The sequence below is a fragment of the Shewanella pealeana ATCC 700345 genome (genome assembly GCF_000018285.1).
Taxonomy (GTDB): Bacteria; Pseudomonadota; Gammaproteobacteria; order Enterobacterales; family Shewanellaceae; genus Shewanella; species Shewanella pealeana.
In genome coordinates this window covers 4,087,864-4,112,474 of record NC_009901.1, presented here as the reverse complement: position 1 = coordinate 4,112,474, position 24,611 = coordinate 4,087,864, and the positions used below count along the sequence as shown (strand labels likewise).

Sequence of the window (24,611 nt, the reverse complement as noted above, 5' to 3'; positions counted from 1 at the left end):
AGGGGTAGTTCTCACTGCTTTGTGAAAACAAATCCGCTATAACTAGAAGAAGTAGCGAATACCGACAGCGTAGCTATTGTCCTGAAGGTTTTCAAAGCTCTTATCGTCCATGTCGCTGAAATCGATTTTTGCTTCGGCAAACATCACTGTGTCGTTGCTATAACGGTAATGTAGACCGAGTACCGCAAATTGGCGGGTCCAGTCACCTTGAATCGTTGTCGAAGCATCGGTATCTAAGTCTTGGTAAGACAGTAGGAAGCTAGGTACAAAGCCATTCTCATACTGATAGGCAATCAAAAACTCACTGCCAGTCGAGTCATATAGCTCGCCCGCTACTAGCTCATTTTGCTTACTCTTATGAGCGTTGAAACCCACATAGAAGCCATCGGCTTCGCGATTAGGTGCATACTGGTAGAAAGAACCATATTGTGCGCCCACACCTATGATCTCGTTAGTATCGTCAACGCGCTCACCTGCAAGTTCACCAGTGAAGTCACCTCGGTTAATGCCTGCAAGTACCTTGAATTTATCGGTAAAGTGGTAGGTTAAGCTAGCGCCATAACTGGTATCAAATTCAACGTGTGAACCGTCGTCGAGTGCGATGCCATCTTTGTCATACAGTGCTACATCACCATTTTGCTTAGCGGCATACTGCAGTGCAATGCTCAAGTTGCCAAATGAGTTACGGTATACAAAGGCTGAGTCTGCGCGACCAGCACCGGTTAGGCCGCCATCACCAAAGGTGTAGGCTCCAACAGAGTAGCCCGTATAGACGTTAAGTACGTCGGTGGTGTAGGCCACATCGTAGTATACGCCCCACTGCTTACCAAAAGTTAAGCTTCCCCATTTGTCGTTTGCTAAACCCACATAGCCTAAACGGTTGAATAAGAAGTCAGAGTTTTTCTCTGCACCGAGTTGACCGCCGCTGTAGCTTAGCGAGTCATCGCTGGTGACCATGTTAATGCCCCATTCGGTATGAGCAAAGCTGCGCCAGCCGTTCTTCTCTTGGCGATCGAAGCGAAAGCCTACACGAGAGAAGTTATCGACGACGGCAGTGTCGTGAGTGTCATTAATGGCAGCAAAGCCTAACCAACCCATCATGTTTATGCTGTTCGTTTGATCATTGTAGATCTCAACGGCCTGCGCAGAACCTGCTATTAAAATCGACGGGATTAAAAGCGCCAACAGTTTCTTATTCATGTCATTTTCCCTATTTTTTATTTTGTTAAAGCTAATCAATGATTGGTTTTTACCAATTACGCCTTACAGAGCAGCTAACGTGCCAAGGGAGCTAAATAGGTGGGGATCGACAATAAGTTGGAGCAAGATCCCTGAACCACGAAATATCGTTAAAGAGGATCGTTAAATATCGTGCTGAAAGTGAAATGTCGTTGTTAAAAGGTTAAAAGAAGGAGCTAGGTTCTAGGACGCTTCGCGCCCTACTAGGAAAAGCAAAAAGCATCACCTGTGCTCTTTCTTAGCTTTTCCTAGCACCTAGTCCCTGCTCTTCCTAGAACCTAGGACCTTCTTTCAAATCGGACACTTTCCCCATATCGGACATAATCGTTAATTAATCGGACACTTTTAGCGGGTGTCCGCGGACACTTTTAATAGTCAATGTTAACTGAGTTGAATTAACTTGCTGTTTATTAGCGTTTAATTGTTTTTGGCATAGGGCTTGTATTAATAGACCTATCGAAAGCGATAAATGCTTAGAACGGACACTTTAGGGAAAGCAGATGATTCAGGACACTAGCGCACAAGATGTGATAAAGCAGCAGAGTAAGGCGAGCAAAATAAAACGTCCGTTGATGTTTGGCCTTGCGGCGTTACTTGTTTCTGGACTTGTCTGGTCGAGCATGGACAGAGACTCGATTGCCACTTCAATTAAACGCTCTGAACTGCGTTTCGCAACCTTAGAGCGCGGTACTCTTATTCGCGATATCCCCACCACAGGCAAGATTGTTGCTGCCAATGCGCCTGTCTTATATAGCCCGGAACAGGGCTCGGTTACCTTGATTGCTAAGCCCGGTGACAAGGTTGAGCTGGGTGAGGTGGTGGCCACCATCGAAAGCCATAAGCTAACCAACAGTTTAAAGCAGCAGCAAGCAGTACTTGAGGGGATGAAAAGCTCGCTGGAGCGTGCTCGTCTCGATGCTCGTCGTCAACAGCTAAAGGCGCAACAAACTTTGGATATGGCCAAGGTGGATTTAGAAGCGGCTGATCGAGAGAGTCGCCGTGGCGACCAGTTGATAGAGTCAAAGCTAATTAGCAAAATTGATTTCGAAAAGAGTAAAGATGATCTGCATAAGGCCAAATTGCTATTTGCCCATGCGGGTCAAGAAGCACTGCTAATGAAAGACACCTTAACCTTCGAGCTTAAGAACACCTCCCTAGAAGTTGACCGTCAGGCGCTGGTGGTCAAAGAGCTCGAACGCCAAGTGGCGGCACTGAATATCATCGCGCCCGTTGCAGGTATTATTGGTAATTGGCTTACGGAGCAAAAAGCACGTATTGGTCAGAGCCAACCCATTTTGACCGTTGTCGATCTCAGCGCCTTCGAGGCCGAGCTTGCAGTGCCAGAGTCTTATGCCGATGAGTTAGGCATAGGTATGGTCGTTGAGCTGAGCTTCGGCTCGGAGAAAGTGATGGGCGAGCTGTCTTCTATCTCTCCCGAGGTGCGTAACCGTGAAGTGAGCGCAAGGGTGCGATTTGAGCAAAATGACCGTCTGCAGCTACGCCAAAACCAGCGTTTGGCGGCGCGAGTATTACTGGAGCACAGGCCCGATGTGTTGATGGTTAAGCGTGGATCTTTTGTTAACAGCGGTGGCGGACAGGAGGTGTATGTGATGCATGGCGATATTGCCGAGCAGACCCCTATTCAGTTAGGTGCACGCAGCATGAGCCATATCGAAGTGATCCTAGGCGGCCAAGAAGGAGATATCTGGGTGACCTCGAGCATTGAGCCATTTAATAAAGCAGCGCAAGTGATCGTTCGCTAGCCGAGTAAGGAAGCAGACAATGAATAAAACTATTAGCAGAGTTAATAGCAAAGTTAGTCGCAGAGTTAAGCAAATGAATAAGCAGCAAGTCATCACCGCAGCAGTATTAATACTTTTGGTGGTCGCGGTGCAGGTCTCTACCAATAGGGCGGGAGACTGGATGTTTCTGGGGCTTAACCTGATTGAGTTTGGCACTGGTGCACAGCCGGGCGTTAGTACTATATCTGACGTTACATTGAGTGGGAGTGGGCTCATTGGGGAGCTAATCGGCGGCGCACTCGAGTGCATCGTGAGTTCGATTAGCCAGTAGGCGGCGCTACAGTTGATACATAAGGTTGTCGATTATAGAAAGCTGTCGATTACAACAAACAGATAGTTTTAGTGAGATTGATAAACAGAATTAAAGGGATATAGACCATGTTATCGATGAACAACATCAGCAAAGTATTTAAAACGGATTTAGTGGAAACTCATGCATTACGAGACTTTAACTTAGAGGTCAAGGAAGGCGAGTTTGTTGCAGTTACCGGGCCTTCTGGTTCGGGTAAAACCACCTTCTTGAACATTGCTGGCTTACTCGAAGGTTTTACCCATGGTGACTATTTTCTCGATGGTGTGAATATTTCAAATCTGAGTGACAACAAGAGTGCAGCGATTCGAAACGAGAAGATTGGCTTTATCTTTCAAGGCTTCAATCTTATCTCTGATCTAAATTTGGCCGAGAACGTCGAGGTCCCGCTGCGTTACCGCGGTTTTAATGCTAAGGAGCGAAAAATCCGGGTCGAACGTGCGCTAGAGCAGGTGGGACTCGCCTCGAGAATGAAGCATTTTCCCACGCAGCTCTCAGGTGGGCAGCAGCAGCGAGTGGCGATAGCTAGAGCGTTAGCGGGTGAGCCAAGGTTTTTACTCGCCGATGAGCCGACTGGTAATCTCGATAGTTTAATGGCGCGCCAAGTGATGGAGCTACTTGAAGATATTAACAAGGCTGGCACCACGATTATCATGGTAACTCACGATGCGGAGTTGGCTCGTCGTGCTCAGCGTAATATTCAGATTGTCGATGGTCATGTGTGTGATTTCACCATGTATCAAGCAGGCACCGGTCAAGGTAAAGCTGAGGCGGTAGCCAAGACAGCTTCAGTTGCTTAATCGATTGATAAGGAGAGCATGATGTTTTTTTATTATCTGGATTTAGCTTGGCGCAGCATCAAAAAGACGCCGTTTCTATCCTTGTTGATGATCCTCGCCATCTCCATCGGCATAGGCATCACCATCACCATCTTGAATATCTATAAGATGGCGTCGGTGAATCCGGCCGGAGAACGCTCAGCACAACTGTTTTCTGTGCAGCTGATGAGCCAAGACAATGATACCTGGGACATGATTAACGAGCAGATCACCTATCAAGATGCATTTAACTTGAGCCAGAGTGATGTGCCTGTAAGACAGGCGGCAATGTTTCGAACGGGTCTTGCGGTGCAGACCGAAGATGTGAACTTCTCGCCTATTTTAGAGGGGGTGAGGGTTACTACTGGTGATTTCTTCGCATTATTTGATGTGCCATTTATCTATGGCACCCCTTGGAATAAGCAGGTAGATGCAGAAGGTGGCTACAAGGTGGTGATTAATGAAAGTATCAACCAAAAAGCCTTTGGTGGCGGCAATAGTGTTGGTAAAACTTTAATGCTAAACCGTAAGCCTTATCAAGTGGTGGGGGTTATTGCTGAGTGGAACCCAAGTCCGAAGTATTACGATGTAAACAACGGCGCTTTCAATGACTCAGAGCAGATCTATGTGCCTTTTTCAATGGCGCCCATCGAGGAGTTTTCGAGCTGGGGGAATAACAACTCTTGGCGTCATGAAGATATTCGTAACTACCAAGACAGAATTAACTCTGAAATGCATTGGCTGCAATATTGGGTTGAGTTAGATACGCCTGCCAAGCAGCAAGAATATCAAGAGTGGTTAGGACGTTACGTTGAGCAGCAACAGCAGATTGGCCGCTTTAAGCACCCAGATGCCCGTGGTGAGATTAAAGATGTCGCCCAATGGTTGAACGTTAACAAAGTGGTCCCAGAAGATAACAAGGTGTTGGTGGGGTTAAGCGCGTTATTTTTGATCGTTTGTTTAGTCAACATGCTCGGTTTGTTATTGGCTAAATTCTTAAAGCGCGCACCCGAGGTGGGGGTTAGGCGTGCGATTGGTGCCAGTCGCTTACAGATCTTCTCTCAGCACTTAGTCGAGGTGGGCTTAATCGGCTTTTGTGGCGGCGCACTAGGGCTACTCTGGGCATGGATCAACTTGTATTTCTTATCATCTAAGTTTGAGCTTGAAGCATCGCTGGCCCAATTGGATCAAAGTATGTGGGTTATTGCCCCCGTGATTGCGGTCAGCGCTGCCATTATTGCCGGGATCTACCCTGCATGGCGAATATGTAGCACCAACCCAAGTGTCTACCTCAAGAGTCAATAAACTACAGAATGAGAAAGGACTTCATTTATGTTTCAAATTAAACCCATATTAAGCATGTTGATGCGTAATAAAAGCGGCCCTCTGTTGCTGCTTATTCAAATCATTTTATCGGTAGCGATTGTGGCAAATGCCAGTTTTATTATCACCGAGCGTGTCGGCCTGATGGCAAGAGAGTCTGGGATTGCAGAGTCCGAAGTGTTTGATTTAACCATCTATAATTTCGATGACGCTATTGTCGCTAATGAGCAGAACCTGATTGATGTCGAGATAATACGTAACCTCGACGGTGTTAAGGCTGCCACCTCAACCAGTATGACTCCTTTGAGCGGTGGTGGTTGGTCATCGAACTTTTCCCATGGAAGCAGTGAAGAGGATCGTAAGGATACCCCCAGTTCGGCTATCTATTATGGTGATGAGAAGATGATCTCAACTTTAGGTATTCAGCTAATTGAGGGGCGTAATTTTTATCCCGATGAAGTCAGCAGTGGTGGCCCTGAGCTCGCAACTTTAGCCATAGTTTCAGCTGACTTTGCTAAAGACACTTTTGGTGATGAGTCAGCGGTTGGTCAAGTGATGTATCGGGGTAACATCGGTGATCAGCCGATGAAAATTATTGGCGTGGTGGAGCGTTTGCAAGGTGCATGGGTTGATCACGATAACTTAAACCGTAGCGTGATCCTCAATGTGGAACTGGCATCCTCCTTTACGCGCTTTTTAGTGCGCGCCGATGAGTCTGCTATTGCAGATCTAAAAGAAGCGATTCCTGCGGCATTACATAAAGAGCACCCTAATCGCGTGGTTCGTGGCTTTAAAACCATTAGTGAACACCGCAATAACGTATATCGTAACCATGAGCTGATGGCGACCGTGTTGTCTATGATGGTGGTGCTACTACTGCTTATCACTTCTTTAGGTCTTGCGGGCATGGTGATGTTTAACATCGAGCGCCGCACTAAACAGATAGGCACACGCCGAGCCCTTGGGGCAAAGAAGCGCGACATTATCAGCTTCTTTCTGGTGGAGAATTATCTCTTGTGCCTCACTGGTGGGCTACTAGGAGGTTTGATTGCGGTGCTGCTCGGTCAGCAACTGATGTCGCTTTATAGTTTGCCTAAACTGGAGCTTGTCTATCCGATAGCCACGGTAGCAGGCCTACTTGTGTTGACCACTATTGCAGTGATCTTACCTGCACAAAAAGCCGCTAAAATTTCACCCGCGATAGCGACTCGCAGCGTGTAATCCACTACTGTTAACGCCAATAAATGCTATCTAATTGTTAGCCGAATGTGAGCTTTGCTTTAACTCTGTTCGGCTTTCAGTTAGTTTGATAGCCAGCCAAAAATAAAGAATGAAGAATAAATACTAAAGAGTTTATGGAAACCATACTGATTGTCGATGATAACCAAGCCGTGTGTAATGCCTTAGCGTTAATGCTAGAGCTGAGCGGTTATCAAACACTTACCTGCTTATCGCCTGACGTCGCCCTCGAACTCATCCGGTTGCATGACGTGGCGCTGGTGATACAAGATATGAACTTCACCCAAGACACCACCTCAGGTGAAGAGGGGCGTAATCTATTTTATGGCTTTAGACAGCTGCAGCCAGAGCTGCCTATCATATTGCTCACCGCTTGGACCCAGCTTGAACTTGCCGTGGAGCTAGTCAAAGAGGGCGCCGCCGATTACATGGGCAAACCTTGGGATGATGCCAAGTTGCTCAACAGCATCAGCAACCTTATTTCACTGCATCGACTGTCTAAGAAAAATGCTCAGTTAAGCCGAGTTGAAAGCCAGCGTATGGTGGCCATTAAAGACGCGGAACTGTGTGGTATCGTTTTTAACAGTGGCGCCATGCAGCGCTGTGTGGATTTAGCCCTGCAGATCGCAAAATCTGATGTGTCGGTGTTGATTACAGGCCCCAACGGCGCGGGTAAGGATAAATTAGCCGATATCATTCACGCTAATTCTCCCTTGAGGTACAAGCCCTTTATCAAGGTCAATATTGGCGCGTTGCCGATGGATTTGCTTGAAGCGGAGCTGTTTGGCGCTGAGGCAGGCGCTTATACTGGCGCAACTAAGGCTCGTATTGGACGATTTGAAGCGGCCGATGGCGGTACATTGTTTTTAGATGAGATAGGTAATTTACCACTTTCTGGGCAGGTGAAGTTACTGCGAGTATTGCAAACCGGTGAGTTTGAGCGACTCGGTAGCCATCAAACCCGCAGAGTCAATGTTCGAGTGGTAAGTGCCACTAATGCTGACTTGGCACAAGATATTCAAGCTGGGCGTTTTCGTGAGGATCTGTTCTACCGCCTCAATGTGATTGAGTTAGCCTTGCCTGCACTTAATGAGCGTAAAGATGATGTATTGCCGTTGGTTGAACACTTTATTGGCACCGACTTTTCACTGTTGCGCCAGACTCAGCAGGCGTTGGTGGCACACTCATGGCCAGGTAACGTGCGCGAGCTAGAAAATGCCTGTAAGCGAGCGGTGATATTAGCCAATTCCCCTGAGCTAACCGTCGAGGATTTTGGGCTCGTAATTCATACCAGTATGGCTGAGCCCGTCTCTACTTCTGCGACTAATGATGCAACTAATCCAGTTACTAGCTCTGTCACAAACTTTGTTGCAGGGGCTTTAGTTGAAAAGTCAGCAAGCCCTCAAACTCAAACGTACGCTTCAGCTAAGCATTCTTCGGCGGAGCCGATGAGTAACCCCGAAGCGAGTAATAATGAGTCGAGTAATACTGAACAGAGTTGCACAGAGACGCCACAAGCTGAAAAAGCCAATATTGAAGCGGCGCTCGACCAGCATAGAGGCGTGATAGCTCGTGTCGCTAAGGCTCTGGGCTTAAGTCGACAAGCCTTATATCGGCGCATGGACAAGTATGGGATTGATAAGTAATTCATGAGCAATACAGTGGTTTCTCTTAGAGTTAAGCTTATTATCAGCGCAGTGCTCGCTTCAGCTACGGGCTTGTTGCTGGCATTCACAGGCCTGTTATGGCTGTCACCTGTAGCGGTGCAGCAAAATGTTGTAGAGCAATCCTGGCTCTACTTGCTGTTATTTACTCTGTCTTTGCTGTTAGTAACCAGTATTAGTTACATCGGCACTCGCGACTTAGCGACGAGTTTAAGAGCGTTAGAGGTCGGCTTACTTAACTTTAAAGATAATGACTTTAGCGTGAGTATACCTGTCAGTGGTGACAGCCAATTAAGAGCATTATCGACTCTGTTTAATGAGTCGGCGCAGACATTGCGTAAAGAGCGGCAGTACATTTATCAACGTGAATTGCTGCTCGACAAAGTCATACAAAGCTCGCCTAACGTGATGCTGCTACTCGATGATGAACAGCGGGTCATCTATGCCAATGATGCGGCGAGACATTTGTTTAATAGCGGTCAACGTGTTGAAGGTATGAGCCTATCGCAATTGTTGACAGATGCCCCTGAATCTTTGAGTGAGGCACTTAATAATCCTAAAGATGGTCTGTTTTCGCTAAAGCATGATGCTGGTGAGAGTGATCTAGAAACTTGGCACTTGTCCCGAGGCCAGTTTCTGTTAAACGGTCAGTTTCATCACTTGGTGTTACTAAAGCAGTTGACTAGAGAGCTAAATAGGCAGGAGGTGGCAGTATGGAAGAAGGTGATTCGCATCATCAGTCATGAGCTGAATAACTCGGTTGCACCAATAGCTTCTATGGTTAACTCTGGGCGAATGATCACCAAAGAGCTCAACGATCCAAAACTGAAGCTTATTTTCGATACCATCGAAGATAGAAGCAGTCATCTGAGCCAGTTTATCTTCAACTATGCTCGTTTTGCTAAATTGCCATTGCCGCAAAAGTTGCCTGTCGATTGGCATTCACTCATTCAGCAACTAAAACAGCATTATCGGTTTGAGCTCGTGGGTGAGCTACCTCAAAATCAGGTTAGTCTGGACTTGATTCAGATGGAGCAAGTACTGCTTAATCTGCTGAAAAACGCCCATGAATCGGGCTCAGATTTGACAAAGATCACCATAGAGATCAGAGAGGTAAATCAAGTGGACCCCAGCAGCGGGATCTATATTGAAGTAAAAGATGAAGGTCTAGGAATGTCGGCAGATGTACTGCAACAAGCGTTATTGCCTTTTTACTCAACAAAGCAATCCGGTACAGGCTTAGGCTTGCCTCTTTGTCGAGAGATAGTTGAGGCGCACGATGGACGAATTAGCCTACATCATCGGGATGATAAAGGTCTATGTGTGAGCCTCTGGTTACCCTATGCATAGACAGAGCTACGATAGAGAGAGCATGCCCCCTCTACTAAACTGATAAATTCAAGTTTTGAATCTAGCAAGAGTTAGCTAAAGCGAGGATTTTTAATTTAGAGGCGGGCACTTTAAAGGGTTTAATTTTCCTTGAGGGCCTAAGTACAAGTACGCCTTGACACCTAATACAAGTAAAATCCAGTTTCTCGCTACAGCTTTTGCAGTAGGTCTCTTCGAATGAGCAGATATAAGCGGTGTCTTTACGTGTAAGTGGTGTGTGGCACTGCTCGCATTTAGTCTTCATTCTTAACATATTCACTCCTTTGAATAAATTATCCTTAACTCAATAACAGCTCTATGCCTTATTCATAAGTTGTCACTGGCTAACTAGCTAGGTCTTCATTGCATTCCAAAACATTGCAAAACTTGACTGTTTATATGTTTCATCTTTCCATGACTCAGGGTTGTCTAGAAAATATCGTGTTGCCGCTAAATATTGGCCATGACAACTCTCTAGCATTAAGGGTAGCGGATAATCTGCTAGTACGCCTGCTTTTTGCCCTTGATGAATTAACTCGCCCATAAAGCCTAAAATACTGTTCATGGCCTGTTGTCTTACCTGGGATGCGATCGACGGAGACATAGAGTATTGCTGGAAAAACTCCTGTTTAAGTGGGTTCGCCATCGCCCAATTTATGGCGACCTGCCACAGGTGTTGAGCATCTTTTTCTAAGTCGCCCTTTTGACTGATTTGCGATTGAATCCCATCGGCGAACTCCTGCTTAATGGATATATACAGGTGGTTCATCAACGCCTCTTTTGAGGCGAAATGATGAAATAGGGTGCCGGTAGCAACCCCGGCTTGTTTGGCAATCGAGGCGGTAGAGGTGGCATAAAAACCTTGGCTGACAAAAAGCGTCAGCGCTGTGTCTAATATGGCCTGTTTTTTGTCGATACGACTCATCAAATTTGCTGCTCAGTTGTGGTTAACGTAAGAAAAACTTCATCAAAAGGCGCTGAATAAAGCCACCATAGGGTGGGTGCACCAGTTTACCGGTATTGAGGTATTTACCGCGACGGAGTACGGTTTTTGCGTGGCTAAAGGTTAGGAAGCCTTCTTTACCATGATAGTGCCCCATTCCTGATGGGCCGATGCCGCCAAAAGGCGCATCGTCGGCAGCCACATGAAACACGGCTTCGTTAATACACACTCCGCCAGAATGAGTGTGCTTGAGTACATGCTGTTGAGTGTTTTTATCGAAGCTCATCAGATAAAGCGCGAGAGGACGAGGGCGCTGATTAACGTAACTTATTGCTTCGTCTAGGCTTGTATAAGGGATAATTGGTAGTAGTGGGCCAAAGATCTCCTCTTGTAGTACTAGCATATCTTCACTGGCATTGCTGATAAGTTGGGTTGGCATCTTACGCTTATCGGTATTAATCGCTTCATCGTTGGCGCTAATAATGTTGGCACCTTTGTCGATAGCGTCATCGAGAACGTGCATGATACGGTCAAATTGTCGTTGGTTGATCACGCTGCCGTAATCTTTGTTGTCACTGACATTACCGTACATGTTGATGAACTTCTTTTTATAGGCTTGAATGAAACTGTCTAACTTGGCACGCGGCACGAGTACATAGTCTGGTGCCACACAGATCTGCCCGGCATTTAAGCATTTTCCATAGATCATGCGCTCGACAGCGGTATCCATATCGATATCGTCGGCGACAATGACGGGAGACTTGCCACCAAGTTCCAGAGTCACTGGAGTGAGATTATCAGCTGCTGCCCGCATTACATGGCGGCCAACCATGGTCGAGCCGGTGAAGAGCAAATGATCGAATGGCAAGGATGAGAATTCGGCGGCAACATCGGCTTCTCCCTCAATACAGACCACATGACTATCATCAAAGATGCTACTTAACATCTCTTTGATCACTTGGTTGGTTTCTGGGGTAAATTCCGACAGCTTAATCATGGCGCGATTACCCGCGGATAAAGCGGTGATCAGTGGCCCAACAGACAGCATGATAGGGAAATTCCACGGCACGATAATGCCAATCACACCTAGAGGTTGGTAGTGCACCTTAATTTTGGCCGGTGACAATAACAGCCCAGCATGACGAGAGCTGGGCTTCATCCATTTCTTAAGGTGTTTTAGGCTGTAGTTGATGTTGTTAATACAAGGCATGATATCGGAGATGATACTGTCATCAATAGAGCGGTTGCCGTAGTCGCGATTAAGTGCCGACACTAGCTGTTCTTGATAGGTGATAATCGCGGCTTTAAGACTCTTTAGGTGCTCAATCCTGGCGTCATAATTGGGCGCAGGCTCTTTTAAGTAGCTAGTGCGCTGTTTGATAAGCATTTGCGAGAGAGGTTGTGTTGCCTGATTGTCGATATGCATATTCATTAACTGAGCTCCAGATGTGGCCTTTAAGTAACCGACTGATTAGTCGGTCTGATAATAATGAACTTTTGATTAAAGATCAAATATCATATTGAATTGTGAGCTAGATCAAACTCAATAATCGTCAAGACTCTAAAATTGAATTAACAAAAGCTGTTATTTTTAGCCAACAGACTTCAAAACGGAGGAGCATCAAATGAGCAACGATAGGCATGGTATATCTGTGGGAATTGAGCGCAGTGGTAGCAAGTTTTATATGACGTTTGTTGCTGTTGGTAAGTTAACCCACGAAGATTATCTTTATATGGTTCCCATGTTGGAATCTGCGATTGCTGGGGTAGAAGAACCTGAAATTAATGTATTAGCGGATATCAGCGAGCTAGATGGTTGGGAGCTGCGCGCCGCCTGGGACGATCTTAAATTAGGCGTTGCCCACGGTAAGTCGTTCGAGAAAATAGCCATTGTAGGTGAGGGACGACTGCAAGAGTGGATGGCGAAAATGACGGACTGGTTTACCCCTTACGATGCTAAGTTTTTTGAGAGTAAAAAAGAGGCGCGCGAGTGGCTTAATGACTAACCTTAGTATGAGGAAATAGCATTAATTTATGCCTTAAGTAATAGCACTGAATTAAAGTTTTAAGTCTTTGCCATAAAGCGGTATTCATCATGGTGATAGCAAGCGAATAATGTTTGGAGGAAATAGTTATGCGTAGTCGTCAAATCTTATGTCCAACGGATTTTTCAGATACGGCGTCCCATGCACTAAAGTATGCGATTGAAATGGCAAATTTATACCATGTTGGCCTACGTATCGTGCATGTTATCGAGCAGCCTATGGGAGTGGATAATTATCAAATCCTTACGGTGACCCCTGAAGAGCTTGCTCAGAGTATGGAGGACTCAGCGGCTGATAATATGAAGAAGCTATTAACTGAACTCAAGAGTGAGCTCTCGGTTGAGTCTGTTATTCGCCACGGCAGCGCTGCCGAGCAGATTCTTAAAGAGGCCGAAGGCTCAGAGTCTGGAATGATAGTCATTGCCAGCCATGGTCGCACCGGGCTATCGCACTTTTTGCATTCTAACGTTGCAGAAGCCGTAGCGAATCGCGCTCAGTGCCCAGTGCTAGTGGTGAAGTAATACAACAGTTAAATGACTCCTGTGTTTGAGTCATTTAAAAGCGAGACTGCAACCCAGTACAAATAGGCTGGGTTGAGGAGAAGTTATGCGTACTCGACAAATTTTATGTCCAACTGATTTTTCATTGACGGCGTCTCATGCACTGAGCTATGCCATCGAGATGGCAAATCTATATGGTGTGAGCTTACGATTGGTGCATGTGATGAGTGAACCTTTTAGTGAGCATCATTATGGCATTGCAGTAGAGTCTGTGGAGCAACTTGATAGACAAATAGAGACCGCGGCCAATGAAAATCTAGAGAAAATAGAGCAGCAGATCTTGCAGGAGCTCAATCATGGCTTGACGGTGAAAACGGTACTACGCAAAGGGGATGTCTTAGATGAGATCCTTGCAGAGGCTGAGGTCGGTCAGATTGGTATGATAGTTATTGCCAGTCACGGTCGCAAAGGGATTGCGCATCTACTCAACCCTAATATTGCCGAGACCTTAGCCAATAAAGCCAAGTGTCCAGTGCTAGTCGTTAAGTAAGTCGAGTCTAATTGGCTGCTTAAGATAATTCGTTAAAACCGCTAAATAGCCAGGTGATTAAATAAGCCTTTACGGCGTAAAGATTGCTGTAAAATGCAATACAAAAACAGCCACACATCATTTGTGTGGCTGTTTTGTTCGTCTTTTTACTCGTTAGGTCAAAGCAGTGCGGCAGTTAGAAACTGGAGCCCGGTTGCTGTAAGAAAGCTATCTCTTCGACGGTAGACTCACGGTCTAAGATGGAATTGCGGTGAGGATAACGACCAAACTGGTCGATGATAGCCTTGTGCCTGAGCTCAAAATCTAAATTACCTTTAGCTGCATCGCGACTAAATAGCCTAACCGCCACTTCATGCACTAATGGCGATTCGCTGTGCATATAGGGCATAAACAGAAACGGCACCTGCTTAGCTTTTAGCTCGGAGTCGCTATTAATCGCGACAGCCTCTTGCGCAAGCACCAGTGCAATGGCATCGGCGGCAAAGGCTTTTGCGCTGTCACGGTAAATGTTGCGCGAGAATTGGTCTAACACGATGATCTCGGCAAGCCTTCCTTGCGGCGTAGCCCGCCAGTGATAGAGCTCGCCTTGGATTGCTTGTGCTAATAAGCTGGCATAACGCTGCTTAATTAACTCGTCAAACTCAGCGTCTTTTATCCACCACTGTTTCGGCTCAATCTCTTCAAACCAGAAGTGAATAATCATATCAGGGGTAATTGGCTGCGCCGATGTGTGCTCTGTGGCTAGTCTGTTCATGGCTATATCCAGTTTCGATGGTCGTTATGAATAAGCACGAGGGATCGCTCTGCAATTTCTCGCGCCGCAATGATAGAGATATAAGGCAGCTTAACTGTACCACTGGCGAGGCCAATTTCAAGGTTAGCCAAGCCACTTCGTTTTTGATTGGGGGACTGTGTTATTGATACATGTTGAACCTTAGCCAACGCGATAAGTTGCCAGCTGTGACCAAGCAATCCTGAGTGAAACCAAAGGTCATTACCTTCTAGGTGATAGCCATACTGTCGATACCTTAAATAGATCCCGCTACATAATAAAATTGCACCTATCCACAGCAGATCGGTAAACAGGTTTAAGCCAAGAAAATAGGTGTTGATAGCGGGCACTAATAATGGCAATAACCCACGGCGCCAGAACCAGCCAAGATGAATGTGTTGATATTGCTTGGGTAGCTGAGTCGAGCTGGCTTCAACGCCCTTTAGCTCGGGGAGAAGTAGAGCAATTTCACCACGGCTCATGCTGGGAACCAGCATATTAGTCGAGCCACGCTGCTCGACTTCATGACCCTGAACCTGTTTAAAGTACACAGTCCAAAGCTTAAGTAAGCGGCCTATCAATGGCTGATAGAATTTAATCACCTGTATGCGCCTTATCGCCAAGGCATCGTTTTGCTTAGCAATAATGCCGCCGGTGCGATGTAGCGTATTACCACTACGACTTAATCGGTAAGGCGAGTATTTCAACACGGCAGAGGCGATAGAAAGCAGTGAAAATAGCAGATAGAAACCCACCAGTGCCATAACGGCGAAGATGAACTGTAGCATCAGGCTGACAGCAATATGCTTGTCATACCAGGCCATAAATGATTGCATCAATTGTAGGTTTTCCATCGACTCCCAATCGAGTTGACCGAAGATTGGCCCTAAAATGACGGCTAGCCAAATGGCATTATTTTGATAAAGCCCAAATAGTACTAGCTGTTTAAGGCTCTTACGGCTAATAGTCTTAACTTGTTTAGATGTATGTTGGCCTTGTGATGGGGTACGGGAGTGCTCACTTTGCTGGGGATGGGCATCATGCTCTGCCATTAACTGCTTTTTAAGGGTTAGGGCATCTTTGTAAGCTAATGCCGATAGTTCGGCTTCATTTTCTTTAGAGCCTGCGGTTTCGACAACGAGGCGGTAGAGGCCCATGGGGCGGAAGTAAAGCGGCTGCTCTAAGCGCACGTTTTGAATTTTACTGAAGGGCAGTTCATCGGCTTTTTTAAACACAATACCGTGTTTGATATTGAGCTTATCGGTTTCGATTTTAAAGCGAAACTTTAGCCACTGCAGAACACTAAAGACAAAGATGAGGCCTACCACAGCTAGGATTGCGATGATGACCCAGGGGCTACTAAATCCTTGTTGCCAACCCGTGTAGACAACTGGAATAAGGGCGTAGCCACTGCTCAATAACTGCCGTGTTGTTAGTAGGGTAAAGCTGATGATTGACCAAGCCGATAGCGAAGACCACTGTGAAAATTTATGAGTCATCGTTAGACCTTTCCGGAGTGATGGTCTGTGGGGTATCTTCAAGTTCCTTCTGTTGCGAAGCCATTTCTAACGGTAGTTGCGGATTGGCTTTCGCCGCTTGGGCGAGCAGATGCTGGCGCAGGTGTTCTGCTGTATCTTGCTCTATACCGGGTAATTCAATCTCAGCCGATCCGCTACCCGCACTGAAACATTTGATGGTGGATAGATTAAAATGGCGCTCAAGCGGGCCATGAGACAGGCTAACATGCTGTAGTCGCGAATAGGGAAGCGAGGTACGTTTAACCCACCAAAAGCCTTTCTGCATAATAAGTTCATGTTCGCATGTTGCGTAAGCCAGCGACTTGGCATGTCGGTCTCTCAAGTAGCCAACGGTTGCCAATAATAGTAGTAGGCCAGTCAGTACGGCCAGTAATAGAGGAAGTTGTAGCTCTCTGGGGAGGAACACGGCCAGAGACACTGCAATAAACGCGATGCCGCCAAATATCAGGCTTTCGCATAGCACTTGGGTGTAATGGCGTTTATCGACAGGCTGAAGTAGTACCTGATCGAAGCCTTGCCACTCACTCGGTGCTATTAAGTCATGGCAAGCTTGTTCGTTAATAGAGTCAGCTTCGTTGCTGATATTTTTGCTGCTATCCATTTCAACTCTCGTCTTTATATTCAAGGCTATTCATTCAATTTGACTATATCAGCATCTGTGGCGTTGCCGCTACAGCGAGACATATTTGGCAACAGAACAGTTATCTTATCGTACGCTAGTTATTACTTGTTATTTGTTGTAAATAAAGTAGTTTATCTGAATCATTCTAAATATAAGACCGTCATGAGCCTAAACCTAACTGCCTCAAAACAGCAAAGTGCTTTTTTTAGGAAGCTCTATATTGCTTACCTAATCGATAGTGAAAGACATAACTTATTGTCACTGCATAAGCTGACTGAAATGCCTCGTCGAACCCTGCAAGATGCAATTGCTGTCTTGGGAGACTTAACGATAGAGTGCGAGTTTGTGCAAGATGGCGAGCGCAATAATGCGGGCTTTTATCGCATCAATCATTGGGGGGCAATTAACCGAGACTGGGTTGAGCAGCACCTTGCTGAAATAGAATCTGTTTTGAATTAGGCTTATCTTATTCCGCTTTAAATCACCTTCCTGGCTTGATTTAACACAAAATTAAGCCTTGTTCTATACCAATCAGTATAAAGATTCGGTCGCCCAGCGAGAGTTTAGCGGTTCTGAGGCAAGGCAACGAGTGAAGAGCATAGTTGTTCTACGGTTAAGCTCGTTAACGCAGCATCAGAACCGCTAAAACTCGCCATTCTGGAGCGTTTTGGGCTGCCTACTTCTGCGTTGAACAGCTTCACAAGGGAATAACCATTCTTTCAGCTATTCGCCTTGAATTAGTTTGCCCAAAACGCTCTGAGTAGATCGACTTCTTATACTGATTGGTATTACACTTCGCGCCCCGATGCACTCACACCATTGAGTGCATGCCTATTTAATTCTCTTTTTACTCTAAAGGAGCAAGGTGTGCTTGCGAACGTTTCTGGCCTGCAGTCAAAGCTTAAGCTGATTGACAATAGTAAGGTTTTTCAAGGTTTTGTTATTTTTGTCATTGTGGTGTCGGCGTTATCCATTGGCGCGCATACCTATCATCTCCCAGCGTGGATGGAGCAAAGCTTAGTCGTACTGGATATCGGTATTACGGTGTTTTTCGCCATTGAACTTGTGATCCGTTTTCTTGCCAGTGACGGCCCGAAGCGGTTTTTCAGTAACGGTTGGAATGTTTTCGACACCATGATTGTTATTGGTAGCCTTATTCCTGCTGGTGGCTCGGCTATTTTGCTCGCCCGTTTATTGCGAATTTTTAGGGTACTGCGTTTGGTCTCTATGATCCCAGAACTAAGAATGCTAGTGAATGCGCTATTAAAGGCTATCCCCCGAATGGGCTATATCGCTTTACTGATGTTTGTGATTTTCTATATATACGGCGCTGTAGGCAGTATGTTTTTTGCCAATGTGAATGACTTCCTCTGGGGAGATGTCTCAGTTGCCATGCTGACCCTGTTCAGGATCTCGACCTTCGAGTCTTGGACATCGATCATGTATGAGACCATGGCGGTATACCCTCTGAGCTGGATCTATTATCTAAGCTTTATCTTTTTAACTGCCTTCGTGTTTTTAAATATGATGGTAGGAGCCGTGCTAGATGTGATGACCCAAGAGACGGCCGCCATGCGTGGTGAGCTGGCTTCTGATGAAGCAACTGATAAACCTGCTAGCGCAGCAGATGTAGCAGAGATTAAAGTGCAAATTGAGGAGCTAAAGGCACTGCTGCTGAGAAAGGCGAGTTAAGTCGTACTGTGCTATTCATATTTGTTCATAATGTTAGTTTGTTAGTTCATATCTACTCTCAAGGTCATTAATAATTAGCGGGTAAGATCTGCTATAGACTTAGATTAAAACCTATAAATTGAAACAAACGGGATGATGATTATGAAGTTTACACATGCGATTATGCTTGGCAGTTTAGCAATGGCGAGCATGGGCTCAGCCGTTGCGGCAGACGACAATGAGCTTTTCGGTGGCCAGATTAGTGGTAACGTTAAGTTTGCTACAGACTATGTTTTTCGTGGTGAGTCAGAAACCATGGATGGTGATGTACCTGTTGTGCAAGGTACTCTAGGCTGGGGCAATGACGATGGCTGGTACACAGGTGTATTCGCTTCAAACATCAAGTTTGCTGACCCAAACCTTGAAATCGTAACCGCTCCTTATATCGGTAAGGCCGGCGCGTTTGGTGACAGTGGTTTTACCTATGATGTGATGGTGTTTTCATATCTTTATCCTGGCGCTTCTTACTCAAACTACACAGAGCTTTGGGTTCGCGTGGCTAAGCAGTTTGGTCAGGCTAATGTGCAGCTTGAAGTGACGCCAACATTAGATGATTGGTTTGGTGTCGATGGCTGGCAAGGCGTTAACTATGCAATTCACCCAAGCTATGATTTTAACAATGGCGTGAAGTTATCAGGTTCATTTGGTTATCAAGATCTCGATGGTGAAGGCGCAGAAGGCTGGACTCACTGGAATTTAGGTGTTGAAGCTAATTATGTTGGCCTAACATTCGATCTGCGTTATCACGGTAGTTCAGTGGATGACACTCACTTAGTTTATGGTACACAAACTGAAATCTTCGATGATCGCGTTGTCTTCGGTGTTAGCAAGAGCTTCTAAGTAATTGCTGTTTATATAAATTAATATCTCGATACTTAATGGCCAACTCTTATGAGTTGGCTTTTTTATATGGGGTCGTTTTTGCAATTTGTTGCCAAGTAACTCAACTGCTCGCTTTACGTGCTAACTTGTGTATATTATGCGTTCGCGATAAAGCAGACGCGCATAAAAATAACAGCGGTTGAGGTGATATATGGGCTACCGAGTACTAGTTGTCGATGATGAAGCTGTCATTCGAGCTAGGTTAAAAGGTTATTTTGAGAAAGAGGGTTATGAAGTCCTCGAAGCTCAAGATGGTGACCAGATGTGGCAAGAATTCGATCGCCAGCATATCGATTTGGTCATGCTTGATATTAATTTACCTGGTGTTGACGGGTTAAGCCTCGCCCGAGAACTGCGCAGTAGAAGTCACGTTGGCATTATTTTGGTCACTGGCCGTGATGAAACCATAGACAAGATTGTTGGCTTAGAGATGGGAGCCGACGATTATGTCACTAAACCTTTCGAGTTACGTGAGCTATTAGTTAGAGTTAAGAATCTACTCTGGCGCATGTCGTTAGTGAAAAAGGCCGTTGCCGATAGTGTCGAGCAAGACGATCCAAATGACAATATCATCGCATTTAACGACTATATATTAGAGCTCAATAGCCGCCAATTGACCCACAACGGCGAGTCAATCAAGCTCACTAAAGCCGAGTTTGAGTTGCTTACAGCCTTTTCTCTTCACCCACAACAGGTGTTATCTCGCGAACGTTTAATGTTGCAAACTAGCCACAGAGATCAGGACGTAAACGACAGAACAATCGATGTGATTATCCGTCGCCTGCGAAACAAGCTATCAAGCGATTTATTTGTTACCGTTCACGGTGAAGGCTACTTGTTTGCGGCTAAGGTGAAAGACTAGCGTTTACAGGTAAAAGTCAGATAATCCATCGTAACCAAGACGTTAATGACCTTGTTTAAAGTAGAAGTTCAAAGTAGAAGTGCGGCTCAATATCCAGTATTGACCCGATAAATGGGGTAATAGTCTGCTGGTGGTAAGCTGGTTTTTAGCACTTCTTTGTTGATGTGACTAGGGTATAGATTTTGGATTTTAGGACCTATATCGCCAAAGGCTTTTGCACCCTCTAGTTCTCGCACCGTAATATCAATGGCGAGTCTTCCTTGCAACACCACCTGATCATCGTTACTGAATTCAACTTTGCCACGATATATTCCCCGTAAAACCGCTGGAGATAGATAGCTGCTTATCAGTTTGACTTTACCGCTTAGCTGATGTTGACGCAGTATGCTGACCGCGGCTTCAACGGCGACGGCGCTGCCGAGAATGTAATCGGGCGTCTGCTCAGCGAGTAGTGCCTCTAGCTCATCTCGATACAGGTTGCGATTATTATCGGCGTGATGCACTGCGCTAATAAAGACCAAGCTGTCTTTCAAGGCGGCAGATAACCCTTGCTCAACATAGTCGCTACCACCGAGTTTGTCTGGGCCAGTTAATAGGGCGAGGGTAGTAGGCTTCTTGGTTTGCTGCTTAATATATTCCCCTGTTTTTAAGCCCATCTGGTACCAATTCACGCCCACGCGAGTATTTACTTTTGGGTGCTTGAGTCGATTGACGAGAGCGATAACGGGTTTAGTGATGGGGGCTTGATAAAAATCTAAAATATCAGGGCGAACGCCACCGAGTAAGATGGCATCAAAGCCGTGTTTCATGCAGTTATCGAGTTGAGACAGTTGCTTATCTTGGCCGTAATAACCACCAGCTTCGAACAGTTCCAGCTTAAGACTTAGCGCTTTAGCCTGCTGCACTAGTCCGTAGTTAATACCTGTCCAGTAGGTGTCTTTTAAATGTGGCACTAAGACGCAAATGCGCCAACTTTTCTTAGCCGAGGTGAGTGGTGTGAGTTGTAAGGGCGTGGTTTGCTGTAATACTTTTTCATAAGGCGTTCTTTGCTCTAAAGACCAAGACGATGGCGTTGTCGCAGCATTAACAAGAGGGCTTAAAAAACTTAAGCCAACAACGAGTAATAATCTCTGCTGCAAAACTTTGACCATGATTACGTCCTGATGAATTGATTAAATATTTAGTGCAATTGGTATAATATTGTATCAGCTTAATAGATAACAGTGAGTGTATTGTTCTTGCCAAAATCCCCTTTGCCTAAATTATCTCTATCGAGAAAAAGCCTAATCGGTCGTCTAATGCTGGCTTTTGGTTTGCTTGCCTTACTCTTGTTGCTGCTGGTTAGCCTTGGTAGTGTGAGTTTACGCTGGGTTCAAGAGGCCGATAAATACTTATATAACAGCGCATTGCCAGCTTCTGAAGCGGCAAGTCAGTTGGCGCTCTCGAGTAATGCCTTGGCTGAGAATGCTGGGCAGTTAGGCCAGACGCAAGGAGAGGCGCAGCGTCAGTTTGTGGGGCGAAAGCTATCCATTGAAAGTGCGTCCATGCTCAGTGCGATTAAGGTCCTTAAGGCGCTGGAAGTGAATTTTGACTTGAGTCTAGAGCAAAGTGCCTCAGACATCATTGCCGACATCTCAGAGCTAGGGAAGCTGGTCGGCCAGCGTATTCAAGTTGCCAATAGCTTGCAGAAACAGGGCAAAGACTTAGTCGATGCGGCAAGTATCAGTACCGAGCTGCTGCTGGCCGAGCTCGCAATTGTCGACTCGGGAATTTTGTCTAAACTGAGTTTAGCTTATCCCGATGTGGTGGGAGCCGAGAAAACCTCTGAGCTGCTTGATACCCTGATAGAGCAGGACTTAGATACCCAAGAGAGGCTCAATCGGGCACTTAAAATCGTGCATAACATCGCCTTGATGGGACAAATGTTTCAGTCTCCCGAGTTAGAGTCGGGTATTTACCCGCTAGTCGGTGATATCGGTAGCCGGATTGCGCCCGCAGTTGGACTAATTGAAGCGAGTTCTGTAGCTGTTCCAAGGCTGCAAGCGGAACTTGGGCAAGCTCATCGAGAGTCGCTCGAGATAAGTCATTTAGATAAGAGTATTAGTGATTCTCAGGGACGCTATCTGAGTAACCTCACTAGTTTGACGCATATTATCCGAGATCCAGAGAGGGCTAACACTTTAGCCAGGCAGTTTGCTGTACTGCAAACGCTGCCCAGTAGCCTCAGCCTACAAAAAGAGTACACCAAGTATCATCAGGCGCAGGAACTGCAACTACAAACCATCACAGATAAACTGGACGTGCTCAATGAAGTCGTAGCTAACGCCATGCAGTTACAGCGAATCAAGGCCGATAATGCCAGAAGTGACTATCTCAAGCAGCTGACCTGGTCGAAATTCGGCTTATGGATGACGGGATTACTGATGTTCTTGGTGATCTTTGTAGTGGTCTACAAGGTTATCTACAAAGGTATCGCATTGAAGCTTGATGCTGCGACTAAGGCGTTAGCTCAGCTTAGTTTAGGTAACACTGCGGTGACTATCGATACTCAAGGTGATGATGAGCTTGCGGCGATGGCCAGTGCGATAAAAGCCTTTAAGCAGAAAACCGATCATAATCAAAAGCTGCAGGCTGAGCTACGAGAAACCGCAGCTGAATTGTATGAACATAAACAGGCGCTTGAAGCAAAGGTTGAAGCGCGAACCTTAGAACTTGCCGAGGCCAACATTCAGCTGGATAAAGAGGCCAAAGGCCATGTAATCGCTAGGGACATGGCCGAACAGGCTAACCAAGCAAAATCGCTGTTCTTGGCCACCATGAGCCATGAGATCCGCACGCCACTTAATGGCCTACTGGGAACATTAACTTTGCTGGGGCACTCTAATTTACCGCCAGCGCAGCAACAGATGTTAGCGCTATCGCAATACAGCGGCACGCTATTGCAGACGGTATTGAATGATATCTTAGATTTTTCTCGTTTGGAGCAGCGAAAACTCGCCAATGAACCACGTGCAGTGGATATCAATGAGCTGCTGGATCAAGTGGTGGCCATTATGCTTGCAGGTGCAGGGCTCGCTGGATTAACCCTGCGCTCAAACCATGTCGATTTGCCGAAGTGGATCTATATCGATGGCCCTAAACTTAGACAGGTGTTGCTCAATTTACTCGGTAATGCGATTAAGTTTACCCCTCAAGGCGAAGTGGAGCTTGTTGTCGAAGTAAAACAGGGCTTGTTGCAGTTTAAGGTGCAAGATACCGGCGTCGGTATCGATCCTGAGGCGATGAAAAAGTTATTTAAGGCATACAGTAATGAGCCAAGTAAAGGGCGAGACCGAGGTACAGGCTTAGGCTTAGCCATTAGTAAACAGCTGGTTGAACTGATGAATAGCGGCACTCAAACAGAGCATAACGGCGTATGGGTCACGAGTGAAGTGGGTAAGGGCAGCTGTTTTGGTTTCTCACTGCCGCTGGTTGTGTGTGACCGTCCGGACTATGAACTGCAGCAGCAAGTAATTCATACTCAAGCTAAAAACCTTTTAGTTATTGAAGATAATAAGATTAACGCCATGGTGGCTCAGGGGTTTCTTGCTCATCTTGGCCATAGCTCGGTGTTAGCAAAGAGCTGCGAAGCCGCGAGAAAAGCGTATACAGTACAAACTGCGAAGCAGTTCGATGCCATTATGCTCGATATTCAACTCGGTGACGGCTCGGGAATCGAGTTACTCGCTGAGCTACAAGAGGTTAACAGACAAGCTGGACATCAAATCGAAATCGCGGCCTTTACCGCGCAGCTACAAGCCGACGATATGGAGAACTATCAAGAGAAAGGTTTCAACTTAGTCTTGATGAAACCCCTTGATATGCAGGCTTTATCGAGCTGGCTTGGCAATGCCGAACCGCTGCAAGACTTCGATAATGAGGTTGAAACAGCCTTGGGCGCGGAATTGGACCTGAGTGTAAAGACAACTTCGCCAGTCAAAGATTCTGACTCCTTAGTCAATGTTCGAGCTGATACAGCTTTACTCGATGAGGTACAGTTAACCCAAGACTTAACTTACCTAGGGTTAGAGACGGTTAATGAGCTAGCTAGGATTTATCAACAAACCAGTGAGGTGCACTTTGAAGGCTTGCTCAAGGTCGATGCCGATATTGGTCATATTTTGCATGCACTAAAAGGCAGCAGCGCGAACATGGGGTTAGCTAGCCTATCTGAACGATGTAAGTTGTTAGAAAAATCTGCAATGAGCCCAAGCCAATATCAGCAAACTGAGCATGACTCGCTTAAGGAGTTGTGGCAGGCGTCACAAGCTGCCCTGCAGGCTTGGATAGCAGAGCAGCCTAAAACTTAAAGTTAGTATAAGTTGATAAGTCTGCAGACATAAAAAAGGGTGATGAACATCAGT

At 46.0% G+C, this 24,611-nt stretch carries 23 protein-coding genes; 15 read left to right on the top strand and 8 right to left on the bottom strand.

Annotation, left to right across the window (positions count from 1 at the left end; all coding sequences use genetic code 11):
- Positions 1-42: 42 nt before the first annotated feature.
- The gene (locus SPEA_RS17740) at positions 43-1,200 is read right to left on the bottom strand and encodes a porin (RefSeq protein ID WP_012156579.1); all 1,158 of its coding nucleotides are present in this window, start codon (positions 1,198-1,200) and stop codon (positions 43-45) included.
- Between the two features lie 539 nt (positions 1,201-1,739).
- Between SPEA_RS17740 and SPEA_RS17735 the strand changes: the two genes are divergently transcribed.
- The 7 genes from SPEA_RS17735 (at position 1,740) to SPEA_RS17705 (ending at position 9,745) form a co-directional block, all read left to right on the top strand.
- Positions 1,740-3,002: an efflux RND transporter periplasmic adaptor subunit gene (locus tag SPEA_RS17735; RefSeq protein WP_012156578.1), complete on the top strand. Its 1,263-nt coding sequence runs from the start codon at positions 1,740-1,742 to the stop codon at positions 3,000-3,002.
- Positions 3,003-3,021: 19 nt separating this feature from the next.
- The gene (locus SPEA_RS17730; protein WP_041411064.1) at positions 3,022-3,312 is read left to right on the top strand and encodes a hypothetical protein; all 291 of its coding nucleotides are present in this window, start codon (positions 3,022-3,024) and stop codon (positions 3,310-3,312) included.
- Between the two features lie 107 nt (positions 3,313-3,419).
- Positions 3,420-4,151: an ABC transporter ATP-binding protein gene (locus SPEA_RS17725; RefSeq protein WP_012156577.1), complete on the top strand. Its 732-nt coding sequence runs from the start codon at positions 3,420-3,422 to the stop codon at positions 4,149-4,151.
- Between the two features lie 21 nt (positions 4,152-4,172).
- Positions 4,173-5,474: an ABC transporter permease gene (locus tag SPEA_RS17720; RefSeq protein WP_012156576.1), complete on the top strand. Its 1,302-nt coding sequence runs from the start codon at positions 4,173-4,175 to the stop codon at positions 5,472-5,474.
- 27 nt (positions 5,475-5,501) lie between these two features.
- Positions 5,502-6,713 carry an FtsX-like permease family protein gene (locus tag SPEA_RS17715; RefSeq protein WP_012156575.1) on the top strand — a complete coding sequence of 404 codons (1,212 nt, stop codon included), beginning with the start codon at positions 5,502-5,504 and terminating at the stop codon, positions 6,711-6,713.
- Between the two features lie 134 nt (positions 6,714-6,847).
- Positions 6,848-8,377, top strand: a complete 1,530-nt coding sequence (locus SPEA_RS17710) for a sigma-54-dependent transcriptional regulator (RefSeq protein WP_012156574.1) — start codon at positions 6,848-6,850, stop codon at positions 8,375-8,377.
- A 3-nt stretch (positions 8,378-8,380) separates the two neighbouring features.
- The gene (locus SPEA_RS17705; RefSeq protein ID WP_012156573.1) at positions 8,381-9,745 is read left to right on the top strand and encodes a sensor histidine kinase; all 1,365 of its coding nucleotides are present in this window, start codon (positions 8,381-8,383) and stop codon (positions 9,743-9,745) included.
- Between the two features lie 61 nt (positions 9,746-9,806).
- Here SPEA_RS17705 and SPEA_RS23530 read toward each other — a convergent pair whose 3' ends face one another.
- The 3 genes from SPEA_RS23530 to SPEA_RS17695 all read right to left on the bottom strand — a co-directional run bounded on the left by SPEA_RS23530 (position 9,807) and on the right by SPEA_RS17695 (position 12,138).
- Complete coding sequence (locus SPEA_RS23530) at positions 9,807-10,028, bottom strand: DUF1272 domain-containing protein (protein ID WP_223296620.1); 222 nt, start codon at positions 10,026-10,028, stop codon at positions 9,807-9,809.
- An 87-nt stretch (positions 10,029-10,115) separates the two neighbouring features.
- Positions 10,116-10,688: a TetR/AcrR family transcriptional regulator gene (locus SPEA_RS17700; protein WP_012156572.1), complete on the bottom strand. Its 573-nt coding sequence runs from the start codon at positions 10,686-10,688 to the stop codon at positions 10,116-10,118.
- Positions 10,689-10,710: 22 nt separating this feature from the next.
- Positions 10,711-12,138, bottom strand: a complete 1,428-nt coding sequence (locus tag SPEA_RS17695; protein WP_012156571.1) for a coniferyl aldehyde dehydrogenase — start codon at positions 12,136-12,138, stop codon at positions 10,711-10,713.
- 193 nt (positions 12,139-12,331) lie between these two features.
- Here SPEA_RS17695 and SPEA_RS17690 point away from each other — a divergent pair, with 193 nt between their 5' ends.
- From SPEA_RS17690 to SPEA_RS17680, 3 genes are all read left to right on the top strand, one after another.
- Positions 12,332-12,712 (top strand): SpoIIAA family protein, encoded by a 381-nt coding sequence (locus tag SPEA_RS17690; RefSeq protein WP_012156570.1) that lies wholly within the window; start codon positions 12,332-12,334, stop codon positions 12,710-12,712.
- Positions 12,713-12,840: 128 nt separating this feature from the next.
- A complete protein-coding gene (locus SPEA_RS17685; protein ID WP_012156569.1) occupies positions 12,841-13,272 on the top strand; it encodes a universal stress protein in 432 nt (143 codons plus the stop codon).
- 85 nt (positions 13,273-13,357) lie between these two features.
- Positions 13,358-13,801, top strand: a complete 444-nt coding sequence (locus tag SPEA_RS17680) for a universal stress protein (protein ID WP_012156568.1) — start codon at positions 13,358-13,360, stop codon at positions 13,799-13,801.
- Positions 13,802-13,976: 175 nt separating this feature from the next.
- Here SPEA_RS17680 and SPEA_RS17675 read toward each other — a convergent pair whose 3' ends face one another.
- The 3 genes from SPEA_RS17675 to SPEA_RS17665 are packed head-to-tail and all read right to left on the bottom strand — an operon-like array spanning position 13,977 to position 16,712.
- Positions 13,977-14,555 (bottom strand): DUF924 family protein, encoded by a 579-nt coding sequence (locus SPEA_RS17675; RefSeq protein WP_012156567.1) that lies wholly within the window; start codon positions 14,553-14,555, stop codon positions 13,977-13,979.
- A 2-nt stretch (positions 14,556-14,557) separates the two neighbouring features.
- Entirely contained in the window at positions 14,558-16,072 is a 1,515-nt protein-coding gene (locus SPEA_RS17670; RefSeq protein ID WP_012156566.1) for a PH domain-containing protein, read from the bottom strand.
- Positions 16,062-16,712 (bottom strand): PH domain-containing protein, encoded by a 651-nt coding sequence (locus SPEA_RS17665; protein WP_012156565.1) that lies wholly within the window; start codon positions 16,710-16,712, stop codon positions 16,062-16,064. The genes SPEA_RS17670 and SPEA_RS17665 overlap by 11 nt, the downstream gene beginning before the upstream one ends.
- 183 nt (positions 16,713-16,895) lie before the next feature.
- Here SPEA_RS17665 and SPEA_RS17660 point away from each other — a divergent pair, with 183 nt between their 5' ends.
- The 4 genes from SPEA_RS17660 to torR all read left to right on the top strand — a co-directional run bounded on the left by SPEA_RS17660 (position 16,896) and on the right by torR (position 20,208).
- Positions 16,896-17,192 (top strand): winged helix-turn-helix domain-containing protein, encoded by a 297-nt coding sequence (locus tag SPEA_RS17660; protein ID WP_012156564.1) that lies wholly within the window; start codon positions 16,896-16,898, stop codon positions 17,190-17,192.
- A gap of 408 nt (positions 17,193-17,600) precedes the next feature.
- Positions 17,601-18,425, top strand: a complete 825-nt coding sequence (locus tag SPEA_RS17655; protein WP_012156563.1) for an ion transporter — start codon at positions 17,601-17,603, stop codon at positions 18,423-18,425.
- A gap of 141 nt (positions 18,426-18,566) precedes the next feature.
- Positions 18,567-19,304: a TorF family putative porin gene (locus tag SPEA_RS17650; protein ID WP_012156562.1), complete on the top strand. Its 738-nt coding sequence runs from the start codon at positions 18,567-18,569 to the stop codon at positions 19,302-19,304.
- A gap of 193 nt (positions 19,305-19,497) precedes the next feature.
- Entirely contained in the window at positions 19,498-20,208 is a 711-nt protein-coding gene (gene torR / locus SPEA_RS17645; protein WP_012156561.1) for a two-component system response regulator TorR, read from the top strand.
- Positions 20,209-20,294: 86 nt separating this feature from the next.
- On the opposite strand, the gene torT is transcribed toward torR, so the two are convergent.
- Positions 20,295-21,359, bottom strand: a complete 1,065-nt coding sequence (torT, locus tag SPEA_RS17640; RefSeq protein WP_012156560.1) for a TMAO reductase system periplasmic protein TorT — start codon at positions 21,357-21,359, stop codon at positions 20,295-20,297.
- An 81-nt stretch (positions 21,360-21,440) separates the two neighbouring features.
- Between torT and torS the strand changes: the two genes are divergently transcribed.
- Positions 21,441-24,557 carry a TMAO reductase system sensor histidine kinase/response regulator TorS gene (gene torS, locus SPEA_RS17635; protein ID WP_012156559.1) on the top strand — a complete coding sequence of 1,039 codons (3,117 nt, stop codon included), beginning with the start codon at positions 21,441-21,443 and terminating at the stop codon, positions 24,555-24,557.
- The last annotated feature ends 54 nt before the right edge of the window (positions 24,558-24,611 follow it).